The following is a 12,942-nucleotide window of genomic DNA, read 5'->3' as shown; positions in this document are numbered from 1 at the left end:
GCTTTTGCTGAAGTATCGCCTGATTTCCGCTTTTGTATTAATACCCGTCGTTATCGCAGCGCTGTTTTTACTGCCTCCGGTGGGATTCGCTATTGTTACGCTGGTGGTGTGTATGCTCGCCGCGTGGGAATGGGGGCAGCTTAGCGGCTTTACCTCGCGCACTCAGCGGGTATGGCTGGCGGTACTCTGTGGTTTTTTACTGGCCCTGATGCTGTATACCTTGCCTGCATACCATCACGACGTTCACCAGCCGCTGGTGGCCGGATCCTTATGGTTATCGCTGGCGTGGTGGATTGCTGCGCTTGTTTTAGTGCTTTTCTATCCGGGCTCTGCGGCAATCTGGCGTAACTCTAAAGTGTTGCGCCTTATTTTTGGCCTGCTCACCATCGTTCCGTTTTTCTGGGGAATGGTGGCGCTGCGCGCCTGGCACTACGACGAAAACCACTACAGCGGCGCGATATGGCTGCTTTATGTCATGATTCTCGTCTGGGGGGCTGACTCCGGGGCCTATATGTTTGGTAAACTGTTTGGCAAACATAAGCTGGCGCCAAAAGTTTCCCCAGGTAAAACCTGGCAAGGCTTCATCGGCGGCCTGTTTACGGCGGCGATCATCTCCTGGGGCTATGGCGTCTGGGCGAATCTTGAGGTTGCCCCCTCAACGCTGCTGATATGTTCGATTTTCGCGGCGCTGGCATCGGTACTGGGTGATTTAACCGAGAGTATGTTTAAGCGTGAAGCAGGGATTAAGGACAGTGGTCACCTGATTCCAGGACACGGCGGAATACTGGATCGCATTGACAGCCTGACAGCGGCTGTTCCAGTGTTTGCTTGCCTGCTTTTACTGGTGTTTGGGACGATATAACGGAAGGTTTTATGCTGAGCATTCTCTGGAATCTGGCGGCGTTCATTGTTGCACTGGGTGTACTGATTACCGTGCATGAATTTGGCCATTTCTGGGTTGCCCGGCGCTGTGGTGTGCGGGTAGAGCGATTCTCGATTGGCTTTGGCAAATCGCTCTGGAAGCGCACCGATAAGCATGGCACCGAGTTTGTCATTGCTCTGATTCCCCTGGGCGGCTACGTCAAAATGCTCGACGAACGCGTTGAGCCCGTCGCCCCAGAACTTCGACATAGCGCGTTTAACAACAAAACGGTTGGACAACGTGCTGCCATCATCGCTGCCGGCCCGGTAGCCAATTTCATCTTCGCTATCTTTGCCTACTGGCTGGTGTTTATCATCGGCGTGCCTGGCGTGCGCCCGGTTGTGGGCGAAATCACCACGGGTTCCATTGCGGCAACAGCGCAAATTGCACCGGGAATGGAACTTAAAGCGATTGATGGTATCGAAACCCCTGATTGGGATGCCGTGAGGTTACAACTGGTCGCCAAAATCGGTGATGAGCAGACAACCGTCAGCGTATCGCCTTTTGGTTCCGACCAGCGGCAGGAAAAAGTGCTGGATTTACGCCACTGGCGCTTTGAGCCTGATAAAGAAGATCCCGTCGCCGCTCTGGGGATTCGCCCGCGCGGCGCGCAGATCGAGCCGGTGTTAGCCGAAGTACAGTCTCATTCGGCGGCAAGTAAAGCAGGTTTACAAGCGGGTGACAGGATCGTTAAAGTCGATGGTCAACCATTAACACAATGGATGACCTTTGTTACTCTGGTGCGCGATAATCCAGGCACGCCGCTCGCGCTGGAAGTGGAAAGGCAGGGGAGTTCGCTCTCGCTGACCCTCACCCCGGATACCAAATCGGGCGGCGGTAAGGCGGAAGGGTTTGCCGGCGTTGTGCCGAAAGTGATCCCACTGCCAGATGAGTACAAGACAATACGCCAGTATGGGCCGTTTAGCGCCATCGTTGAGGCCACGGATAAAACATGGCAGCTGATGAAGCTAACGGTCAACATGTTGGGGAAATTGATAACCGGTGATGTCAAACTGAACAACCTCAGTGGGCCAATTTCGATTGCTCAAGGGGCTGGGATGTCAGCGGAGTTCGGGGTGATTTACTATCTCATGTTCCTTGCGCTGATTAGCGTGAACCTGGGGATAATCAACCTGTTCCCGCTTCCCGTATTAGATGGGGGCCATCTGCTGTTTTTAGCGATTGAAAAGCTAAAAGGCGGACCGGTATCCGAGCGAGTTCAAGACTTTAGTTATCGCATTGGCTCGATTTTGCTGGTGCTGTTAATGGGGCTTGCACTTTTCAATGATTTCTCTCGGTTGTAAGAGAGTTAGTTAGGAAGAACGCATAATAACGATGGCGATGAAAAAGTTGCTCATAGCGTCGCTGCTGTTTAGCAGCGCGACCGTATACGGTGCTGACGGGTTCGTAGTGAAAGATATTCATTTCGAAGGCCTTCAGCGTGTCGCCGTTGGTGCGGCCCTCCTCAGTATGCCTGTGCGCCCCGGCGATACGGTTAATGATGAAGATATCAGTAACACCATCCGTGCTCTGTTTGCCACCGGCAACTTTGAGGACGTCCGCGTCCTGCGCGATGGTGATACGCTGGTGGTTCAGGTAAAAGAACGTCCAACGATTGCCAGCATCACTTTCTCCGGTAACAAGTCGGTGAAAGATGACATGCTCAAGCAGAACCTTGAGGCATCGGGTGTTCGTGTGGGGGAATCTCTGGACCGCACAACGCTTGCAGACATTGAAAAAGGTCTGGAAGACTTCTACTACAGCGTCGGTAAGTACAGCGCGAGCGTGAAAGCGGTTGTCACTCCGCTGCCGCGTAACCGCGTTGACCTGAAGCTGGTCTTCCAGGAAGGTGTTTCTGCGAAGATCCAGCAGATCAACATCGTGGGTAACCACGCCTTCAGCACCGACGAACTGATCTCCAACTTCCAGCTGCGTGACGAAGTGCCGTGGTGGAACGTGGTGGGCGATCGTAAATACCAGAAACAGAAGCTGGCGGGTGACCTTGAAACCCTGCGCAGCTACTACCTGGATCGCGGTTACGCCCGTTTCAACATCGATTCAACTCAGGTGAGTCTGACTCCGGACAAGAAAGGTATCTACATTACCGTTAACATCACAGAAGGCGATAAGTACACGCTTTCGGGTGTAGAAGTCAGCGGCAACCTGGCAGGGCATTCAGCTGAAATTGAATCTTTGACCAAAATTCAGCCGGGCGATCTGTACAGCGGTTCTAAAGTCACCAAAATGGAAGACAGCATTAAGAAGCTGCTTGGTCGTTATGGTTATGCGTATCCGCGCGTGCAAACGCAGCCGGAAATTAACGACACGGATAAAACCGTTAAGCTTCACGTTAACGTTGATGCGGGCAACCGTTTCTACGTGCGTAAGATCCGCTTCGAAGGTAACGACACCTCCAAAGATTCCGTTCTGCGCCGTGAAATGCGCCAGATGGAAGGGGCATGGCTGGGAAGCGATCTGGTAGACCAGGGTAAAGAACGTCTGAACCGTCTGGGCTACTTCGAAACGGTTGATACCGATACGCAGCGTGTACCGGGCCGTCCGGATCAGGTTGATGTTGTTTATAAAGTTAAAGAACGTAATACCGGTAGCTTCAACTTTGGTATTGGTTACGGTACTGAAAGTGGCGTGAGCTTCCAGGTTGGCGTTCAGCAGGATAACTGGCTGGGTACAGGCTACTCTGTCGGGATCAACGGGACGAAAAACGACTACCAGACCTATTCTGAGTTCTCCGTAACTAACCCATACTTCACCGTTGACGGTGTAAGCCTGGGCGGTCGTATCTTCTATAACGACTTTAAAGCGGACGACGCGGACCTCTCCTCGTATACCAACAAGAGTTACGGTCTGGATGGTACGCTCGGCTTCCCGGTTAACGAATACAACACCCTGCGTGCAGGTTTAGGATACGTGCATAACGACCTGTCCAACATGCAACCGCAGGTGGCGATGTGGCGTTATCTGGACTCCATCGGTCAGTCGGCGAGTACGTCCAGCGATGACAACGGTTTCGCTGCGGATGACTTCACCTTCAACTACGGTTGGACCTACAACCGTCTTGACCGTGGCTTCTTCCCAACGGAAGGTTCACGCGTCAACCTGAACGGTAAAGTGACGATCCCGGGCTCCGATAACGAGTTCTATAAGGTCACGCTGGATACGGCGTCCTACTTCCCAATTGATGACGACCACAAGTGGGTCGTCCTGGGTCGTACACGCTGGGGCTATGGTGACGGTATCGGAAGCAAAGAGCTGCCGTTCTATGAGAACTTCTACGCCGGTGGTTCAAGCACTGTTCGTGGCTTCCAGTCCAATAACATTGGTCCGAAAGCAGTTTACTACGGCGGTAATGACGAAGATAACTGCGCAAGCCGCGATCCAAAACAGGTCTGTAGCTCTGATGATGCGGTAGGCGGTAACGCCATGGCCGTGGCGAGCCTTGAGTTCATCACGCCTACGCCGTTTATCAGCGATAAGTACGCGAACTCTGTCCGTACCTCCTTCTTTATGGATGCAGGTACGGTGTGGGATACCAACTGGGAGAACACCGCTCAGATGCGTGCAGCGGGCGTTCCGGACTATAGCGATCCGGGCAACATTCGCATGTCCGCAGGTATCGCATTACAATGGATGTCACCGCTGGGGCCGTTGGTCTTCTCTTACGCCCAGCCGTTTAAGAAATACGATGGAGACAAAGCGGAGCAGTTCCAGTTTAACATTGGTAAAACCTGGTAATAATCCGCTGCAATGGAATGCGTTGGCAGTGTAGCGCTGACAACCGGCGATCGGTAAAACGGTCGCCTTGCCACGCAAAGAACGGTACCCCACGGGTGCCAATGGGATGGTAAGGAGTTAATTGTGAAAAAGTGGTTATTAGCTGCAGGTCTCGGTTTAGCGATGGCAACTTCTGCTCAGGCAGCGGATAAAATTGCAATCGTCAACATGGGTAATTTGTTCCAGCAGGTCGCGCAGAAAACCGGTGTTTCTGCAACCCTGGAAAACGAATTCAAAGGCCGTGCGAGCGAACTGCAACGTATGGAAGGTGATCTTCAGTCCAAGATGCAGCGTTTACAGCGTGATGGTTCTACCATGAAAGCGAGCGAGCGCAGCAAACTGGAAAAAGACGTCATGTCTCAGCGCCAGACCTTCTCTCAGAAAGCGCAGGCTTTCGAGCAGGATCGTCAGCGTCGTTCTAACGAAGAGCGTGGCAAGCTGGTGACTCGCATTCAGTCTGCCGTTAAAGCAGTAGCAGCCGATCAGAGCATCGATCTGGTTGTTGATGCGAACGCCGTTGCATTCAACAGCAGCGATGTTAAAGACATCACCGCTGATGTTCTGAAACAGGTTAAATAAGTAATGCCTTCAATTCGACTGGCTGATTTAGCTCAGCAGTTGGATGCAGAATTACACGGTGATGGCGATATCGTCATCACCGCTGTTGCGTCCATGCAATCAGCTAAAGCAGGCACTATTACCTTCATGGTAAGCCCTAAGTACCGTGAACACCTGGCCCAGTGCCAGGCGTCTGCCGTTGTTCTGACGCAGGACGATCTTCCGTTTGCCGCTTGCGCTGCGCTGGTAGTGAAAAATCCCTATCTGACGTATGCACGTATGGCCCAAATTCTTGATACCACGCCGCAGCCGGCACAGAACATTGCAGCCAGTGCTGTGATTGATCCGACGGCGCAGCTGGGTAACAACGTAGCAGTCGGCGCAAACGCCGTTATCGAGTCCGGCGTTGTGCTGGGCGATAACGTGGTGATTGGCCCTGGCTGCTTTGTTGGAAAAAATACGAAAATTGGTGCAGGGACTCGTCTGTGGGCCAATGTTTCTGTCTACCATGAGGTTGAGATTGGCGAGCATTGTCTCGTTCAGTCCAGCACGGTGATTGGTTCTGATGGATTTGGTTACGCCAACGATCGGGGTAACTGGGTTAAGATCCCTCAGCTGGGTCGCGTAATTATTGGCGATCGCGTTGAGATCGGCGCGTGCACAACCATTGACCGTGGTGCGCTTGACGACACCATTATTGGTAACGGTGTTATCATTGATAACCAGTGCCAGATTGCACATAACGTTGTGATTGGCGACAATACCGCAGTTGCGGGTGGTGTTATCATGGCAGGCAGCCTGAAAATTGGCCGCTACTGCATGATTGGTGGTGCCAGCGTGATCAATGGCCATATGGAAATATGCGACAAAGTCACGGTGACGGGGATGGGCATGGTGATGCGTCCCATCACTGAGCCCGGCGTTTACTCCTCGGGTATTCCGCTGCAACCGAACAAGGTCTGGCGTAAAACAGCTGCTCTGGTGATGAATATTGATGATATGAGCAAGCGACTCAAAGCGATTGAGCGCAAAATCGATCAACAAGACTAAGCGTTCATCCGTTTAACGCTAAATTTCCCGGCCTGTCGGCTTTGTTTATAAACCGGCAGGCCGTGTTATTATTGCTACTTAGTACATTTGACAGGAAGAGTATTTTGACTACTGACACTCATACTCTGCATATTGAAGAGATTTTAGAACTTCTGCCGCACCGCTACCCGTTTTTGCTGGTAGACCGTGTGCTGGATTTTGAAGAAGGTCGTTTTCTGCGCGCAGTGAAAAATGTCTCCGTTAACGAGCCGTTCTTCCAGGGGCACTTCCCTGGTAAGCCTATCTTCCCGGGTGTGTTGATCCTGGAAGCGATGGCACAGGCTACTGGTATTCTGGCGTTTAAAAGCGTAGGTAAACTGGAGCCGGGTGAACTCTATTACTTCGCGGGTATCGATGAAGCGCGCTTCAAGCGTCCGGTCGTGCCTGGTGATCAAATGATCATGGAAGTCACTTTTGAAAAAACGCGTCGCGGCCTGACTCGCTTTAAAGGCGTAGCTATGGTTGACGGCAAAGTTGTTTGCGAAGCGACAATGATGTGTGCGCGTAGCCGGGAGGCCTGATACGTGATTGATAAATCCGCCTTTATTCATCCTACCGCTATTGTGGAAACGGGTGCCATTATTGGCGCAAACGTCCACATTGGCCCGTTTTGTATCGTTGGACCCCAAGTCGAAATTGGTGAGGGTACAGTACTGAAATCTCACGTTGTGGTGAATGGTCATACGACCATTGGCTGCAACAATGAGCTCTATCAGTTCGCCTCCATCGGCGAAGTTAACCAGGATCTTAAGTATGCTGGCGAACCGACCCGTGTGGAAATCGGCGATCGTAACCGCATTCGCGAAAGCGTCACCATTCATCGTGGTACAACGCAAGGCGGTGGATTGACGAAGGTGGGCAGCGACAACCTGTTTATGGTTAATGCGCATATTGCACATGACTGTTCCGTGGGTGACCGCTGTATTCTCGCCAACAACGCAACGCTGGCGGGACACGTATCGGTTGATGACTTCGCAATTATCGGCGGCATGACCGCAGTCCATCAGTTCTGCATCATTGGTGCACACGTGATGGTTGGCGGATGCTCCGGTGTGGCGCAGGACGTCCCACCGTTTGTGATTGCGCAGGGCAACCATGCCACGCCGTTTGGCGTGAACATCGAAGGCCTCAAGCGTCGTGGCTTCAGCCGCGAAGCGATTACAGCGATCCGCAACGCGTACAAATTGCTGTACCGTAGCGGTAAAACGCTGGAAGAGGCGAAGCCGGAAATTGCCGAACTGGCGAATAAGCACGATGAAGTGAAAGCGTTCATGGAATTCTTTGAACGTTCCACGCGTGGTCTGATTCGTTAATGGTCGACAGTCGTCCGCTTACCATCGCCCTGGTCGCCGGAGAAACCTCCGGCGATATTCTTGGTGCAGGTCTTATCCGCGCGCTGAAAGCCCGCGTACCCAACGCCCGCTTTGTTGGCGTGGCTGGCCCGCTGATGCAGGCCGAGGGCTGTGAAGCCTGGTACGAAATGGAAGAACTGGCCGTGATGGGCATCGTCGAAGTGCTGGGTCGCCTGCGTCGCCTGCTACATATTCGCGCCGATCTTACCCGCCGTTTTACCGACCTCAAACCCGATGTGTTTGTCGGTATTGATGCGCCTGATTTCAATATTACCCTTGAAGGGAACCTGAAAAAGCAGGGTATCAAAACTATCCATTACGTCAGTCCGTCCGTCTGGGCGTGGCGACAGAAACGCGTTTTCAAAATCGGACGGTCCACCAATCTGGTGTTGGCTTTTCTGCCTTTCGAAAAAGCGTTTTACGACAGATTTAACGTCCCGTGTCGTTTTATCGGCCATACCATGGCGGATGCCATGCCGCTGGATCCGGATAAAAACGCGGCGCGCGACGCGCTGGGCATCCCGCATGATGTGCACTGTCTGGCGCTGCTGCCGGGCAGCCGTGGCGCAGAGGTCGAGATGCTGAGCGCTGATTTCCTGAAGACCGCGCAGATTCTTCGCCAGACCTATCCCGATCTTGAAGTGGTTGTGCCGCTGGTGAATGCCAAACGCCGCGAGCAGTTCGAGCGTATCAAAGCCGACGTTGCCCCGGATCTTCACGTTCGTCTTCTCGACGGGAAAGGGCGTGAGGCCATGTATGCTAGCGATGCCGCACTGCTGGCTTCCGGCACGGCAGCGCTGGAGTGTATGCTGGCGAAATGCCCGATGGTGGTCGGTTATCGCATGAAGCCGTTTACCTTCTGGCTGGCAAAACGTCTGGTAAAAACAGATTACGTATCTCTGCCAAACCTGCTTGCGGGTCGCGAGCTGGTGAAAGAGCTCTTGCAGGATGAATGTCAGCCGCAGGCACTGGCTGATGCATTACTGCCGCTGCTGGCCAACGGTAAAACCAGCCACCAGATGCACGATACGTTCCGTGAACTCCATCAACTGATCCGCTGTAATGCTGATGAGCAGGCAGCCGATGCGGTGCTGGAGTTAGCACAATGATGGAATTTATCTATCCCCATACCCACCTTGTTGCCGGTGTGGATGAAGTCGGCCGTGGCCCGCTGGTGGGCGCGGTCGTGACCGCGGCGGTGATCCTCGATCCCGCCCGCCCGATCGTGGGCCTGAACGACTCGAAAAAACTGAGCGAAAAGCGTCGCCTGGCGCTGTTCGATGAAATTAAAGAGAAGGCGCTGGCCTGGAGTCTCGGGCGCGCAGAGCCGGAAGAGATCGACGACCTGAACATTCTGCATGCCACTATGCTGGCGATGCAGCGTGCCGTTGCGGGCCTGAAGATTGTGCCCGAGTATGTGCTGATTGACGGTAACCGTTGCCCGGCGCTGCCGATGCCTTCAATGGCTGTTGTTAAAGGCGATAGCCGCGTCGCAGAAATCAGCGCGGCGTCAATCATTGCCAAAGTGACGCGCGACGCCGAAATGGCCGCGCTGGACCTCACCTATCCCGCGTATGGTTTCGCCCAGCATAAGGGATATCCAACAGCTTTCCATCTGGAAAAGCTGGCTGAACATGGCGCAACTGAACATCATCGGCGCAGTTTTGGCCCGGTGAAACGCGCGCTGGGACTGGTGTCCTGAATCAAGACGCAAGCAATTAAGTAACGCGGGATCTGAAGATGGCTGAACCACGTTTCGTACACCTGCGGGTGCATAGCGACTACTCCATGATCGATGGGCTGGCAAAAACCGGGCCGCTGGTAAAAAAGGCGGCCTCGCTTGGCATGCCTGCGCTGGCGATCACCGATTTTACCAACCTGTGTGGCCTGGTGAAGTTCTACGGAACGGCGCATGGCGCAGGATTAAAGCCCATCGTCGGCGCGGATTTTCACGTGCAGAGCGACCTACTCGGCGATGAGATGACGCAAATATCCGTGTTAGCCATGAATAACACGGGTTATCAGAACCTCACTCTGCTGATTTCAAAAGCCTACCAGCGCGGCTACGGTGCGCTGGGACCGTGGATTGACCGCGACTGGCTGGCGGAGCTGAACGAAGGTTTGCTGCTGATCTCCGGCGGCCGTATGGGCGATGTCGGCAAAAGCCTGCTGCGCGGTAACAGCGCGCTGGTGGATCAGTGCGTCTCCTTCTACGAAGAGTATTTCCCGGATCGCTATTATCTGGAGCTGATCCGTACCGGGCGCGCGGACGAAGAGAGCTATCTGCATGCGGCAGTCGCCCTCGCAGAAGAGCGTGGCCTGCCTGTGGTGGCCACTAACGACGTGCGCTTCCTCGAGGCGGGCGATTTTGACGCGCACGAAATCCGCGTTGCGATCCACGACGGCTTCACCCTCGACGATCCGAAACGCCCGCGCAACTACTCCTCGCAGCAGTACATGCGCAGCGAAGAAGAGATGTGCGAGCTTTTCTCGGACATCCCGGAAGCGCTGGAAAACAGCGTAGAAATTGCCAAGCGCTGTAACGTTACCGTACGTCTCGGCGAATACTTCCTGCCGCAGTTCCCGACGGGCGACATGACCACAGAAGATTTCCTGGTCATGAAATCGAAAGAGGGCCTTGAAGAGCGCCTGGAATTTCTCTTCCCGGATGAAGCGGTCCGTAAAGAGAAGCGTCCTGAATATGACGAGCGTCTGGATATTGAGCTCCAGGTGATCAACCAGATGGGGTTCCCGGGCTACTTCCTGATCGTGATGGAGTTCATCCAGTGGTCGAAGGATAACGGCGTGCCGGTAGGCCCGGGCCGTGGTTCCGGTGCCGGCTCGCTGGTGGCGTATGCGCTGAAAATCACCGACCTCGATCCGCTGGAATTTGACCTGCTGTTCGAACGTTTCCTTAATCCGGAACGTGTCTCCATGCCCGACTTCGACGTCGACTTCTGCATGGAAAAACGTGACCAGGTGATTGAGCACGTGGCCGATATGTACGGCCGTGATGCGGTTTCGCAGATCATTACCTTCGGTACGATGGCGGCGAAAGCGGTTATCCGCGACGTGGGCCGCGTGCTGGGCCATCCGTACGGTTTCGTCGATCGTATCTCGAAGCTGGTGCCGCCCGATCCGGGCATGACCCTGGCGAAAGCCTTTGAAGCCGAACCTCAGCTGCCGGAAATCTACGACGCCGACGAAGAGGTGAAAGCGCTCATCGACATGGCGCGCAAGCTGGAAGGCGTGACGCGAAATGCCGGTAAGCATGCGGGGGGCGTGGTTATCGCCCCGACCAAAATCACTGACTTCGCGCCGCTGTACTGCGACGAAGCGGGCCAGCATCCGGTGACCCAGTTCGACAAGAACGATGTGGAATACGCCGGGCTGGTGAAGTTCGACTTCCTCGGTCTGCGTACGCTCACCATCATCAACTGGGCGCTGGAGATGATCAACGCCCGCCGTGAGAAGAACGGCGAGCCGCCGCTGGATATCGCGGCTATCCCGCTTGATGACAAGAAAAGTTTCGACATGCTGCAACGCTCGGAGACGACAGCCGTCTTCCAGCTTGAATCCCGCGGCATGAAAGATTTGATTAAGCGTCTGCAACCAGACTGCTTCGAAGATATGATCGCGCTGGTGGCCCTGTTCCGTCCGGGTCCGTTGCAGTCGGGGATGGTGGATAACTTTATCGACCGTAAACACGGGCGCGAAGAGATTTCCTACCCGGACGTGCAGTGGCAGCATGAAAGCCTGAAACCGGTACTGGAGCCGACCTACGGCATCATCCTGTATCAGGAACAGGTCATGCAGATCGCCCAGGTGCTTTCTGGTTACACCCTTGGCGGCGCGGACATGCTGCGTCGTGCGATGGGTAAGAAAAAGCCGGAAGAGATGGCCAAGCAGCGTTCCATCTTTGAAGATGGGGCGAAGAAAAACGGCGTCGATGGCGAACTGGCGATGAAAATCTTCGACCTGGTGGAGAAATTCGCCGGGTACGGATTTAACAAATCCCACTCCGCCGCCTATGCTTTGGTGTCGTATCAAACGCTGTGGCTCAAGGCCCACTATCCCGCTGAGTTTATGGCGGCGGTCATGACCGCAGATATGGACAACACCGAGAAGGTGGTTGGCCTGGTGGACGAGTGCTGGCGCATGGGGCTGAAGATCCTGCCGCCGGATATTAACTCGGGTCTGTACCATTTCCACGTTAACGATGACGGGGAAATCGTCTACGGGATCGGCGCGATCAAGGGCGTGGGTGAGGGGCCGATCGAGGCGATCATCGAAGCGCGTAACAACGGCGGCTACTTCCGCGAGCTGTTCGATCTGTGCGCCCGTACCGATACCAAAAAACTGAACCGCCGCGTGCTGGAAAAACTGATCATGTCCGGCGCGTTTGACAGGCTGGGGCCGCACCGCGCCGCGCTGATGAACTCGCTCGGCGATGCGTTGAAGGCGGCCGATCAGCATGCGAAAGCGGAAGCTATTGGCCAGGCGGATATGTTCGGCGTGCTGGCGGAAGAGCCAGAGCAGATCGAGCAGTCCTATTCCAACTGCCAGCCGTGGCCAGAACAGGTAGTACTGGATGGAGAGCGGGAAACGTTAGGTCTGTACCTGACGGGGCACCCGATCAACCAGTATCTTAAAGAAATTGAGCGCTATGTCGGCGGCCACAGGCTTAAAGACATGCATCCGACAGAACGTGGTAAAATCACCACGGCTGCGGGGCTCGTGATTGCTGCAAGGGTAATGGTCACCAAGCGCGGCAATCGTATCGGCATCTGTACCCTGGATGACCGTTCCGGGCGTCTGGAGGTGATGTTGTTCACCGACGCGCTGGATAAATACCAGCAATTGCTGGAAAAAGACCGCATACTTATCGTCAGCGGACAGGTCAGCTTTGATGACTTCAGCGGGGGGCTTAAAATGACCGCCCGCGAAGTGATGGACATTGACGAAGCCCGGGAAAAATATGCTCGCGGGCTTGCTATCTCGCTGACGGACAGGCAAATTGATGACCAGCTTTTAAACCGACTCCGTCAGTCTCTGGAACCCCACCGCTCGGGGACCATTCCAGTACATCTCTACTATCAGAGGGCGGATGCACGTGCGCGGTTGCGCTTTGGTGCAACGTGGCGTGTCTCTCCGAGCGATCGTTTACTGAACGATCTCCGTGGCCTCATTGGTTCGGAGCAGGTGGAACTGGAGTTTGACTAATACAGG

General features: G+C 54.5%; 10 protein-coding genes. All 10 read left to right on the top strand.

Going from position 1 to position 12,942, the window contains the following annotated elements:
* Window positions 1-4: 4 nt before the first annotated feature.
* Complete coding sequence (gene cdsA / locus A3466_RS11100) at window positions 5-862, top strand: phosphatidate cytidylyltransferase (protein WP_063450595.1); 858 nt, start codon at window positions 5-7, stop codon at window positions 860-862.
* Window positions 863-873: 11 nt separating this feature from the next.
* A complete protein-coding gene (rseP, locus tag A3466_RS11095; RefSeq protein WP_063450594.1) occupies window positions 874-2,226 on the top strand; it encodes a sigma E protease regulator RseP in 1,353 nt (450 codons plus the stop codon).
* Window positions 2,227-2,257: 31 nt separating this feature from the next.
* Window positions 2,258-4,675 carry an outer membrane protein assembly factor BamA gene (gene bamA, locus A3466_RS11090; protein WP_063450593.1) on the top strand — a complete coding sequence of 806 codons (2,418 nt, stop codon included), beginning with the start codon at window positions 2,258-2,260 and terminating at the stop codon, window positions 4,673-4,675.
* A gap of 123 nt (window positions 4,676-4,798) precedes the next feature.
* Window positions 4,799-5,293: a molecular chaperone Skp gene (gene skp, locus A3466_RS11085; protein ID WP_006810039.1), complete on the top strand. Its 495-nt coding sequence runs from the start codon at window positions 4,799-4,801 to the stop codon at window positions 5,291-5,293.
* A gap of 3 nt (window positions 5,294-5,296) precedes the next feature.
* Window positions 5,297-6,322: a UDP-3-O-(3-hydroxymyristoyl)glucosamine N-acyltransferase gene (gene lpxD / locus A3466_RS11080; protein ID WP_063450592.1), complete on the top strand. Its 1,026-nt coding sequence runs from the start codon at window positions 5,297-5,299 to the stop codon at window positions 6,320-6,322.
* A 104-nt stretch (window positions 6,323-6,426) separates the two neighbouring features.
* Window positions 6,427-6,882, top strand: a complete 456-nt coding sequence (gene fabZ, locus A3466_RS11075; protein WP_003856165.1) for a 3-hydroxyacyl-ACP dehydratase FabZ — start codon at window positions 6,427-6,429, stop codon at window positions 6,880-6,882.
* A gap of 3 nt (window positions 6,883-6,885) precedes the next feature.
* Window positions 6,886-7,674 (top strand): acyl-ACP--UDP-N-acetylglucosamine O-acyltransferase, encoded by a 789-nt coding sequence (gene lpxA, locus A3466_RS11070; RefSeq protein ID WP_063450591.1) that lies wholly within the window; start codon window positions 6,886-6,888, stop codon window positions 7,672-7,674.
* On the top strand, window positions 7,674-8,822 hold the full coding sequence (gene lpxB / locus A3466_RS11065; RefSeq protein WP_063450590.1) for a lipid-A-disaccharide synthase: 1,149 nt from the start codon (window positions 7,674-7,676) through the stop codon (window positions 8,820-8,822). Before lpxA ends, lpxB begins: the two co-directional genes overlap by 1 nt.
* A complete protein-coding gene (rnhB, locus tag A3466_RS11060; protein WP_006810035.1) occupies window positions 8,819-9,415 on the top strand; it encodes a ribonuclease HII in 597 nt (198 codons plus the stop codon). Before lpxB ends, rnhB begins: the two co-directional genes overlap by 4 nt.
* Before the next feature lie 38 nt (window positions 9,416-9,453).
* A complete protein-coding gene (dnaE, locus tag A3466_RS11055; protein ID WP_063450589.1) occupies window positions 9,454-12,936 on the top strand; it encodes a DNA polymerase III subunit alpha in 3,483 nt (1,160 codons plus the stop codon).
* The last annotated feature ends 6 nt before the right edge of the window (window positions 12,937-12,942 follow it).

It is taken from the genome of Enterobacter genomosp. S (assembly GCF_001631805.1).
GTDB classification, from domain to species: domain Bacteria; phylum Pseudomonadota; class Gammaproteobacteria; order Enterobacterales; family Enterobacteriaceae; genus Enterobacter; species Enterobacter quasihormaechei.
Note: the sequence above shows the minus strand (reverse complement) of the source record. Positions and strands in the feature narration are given on the sequence as shown.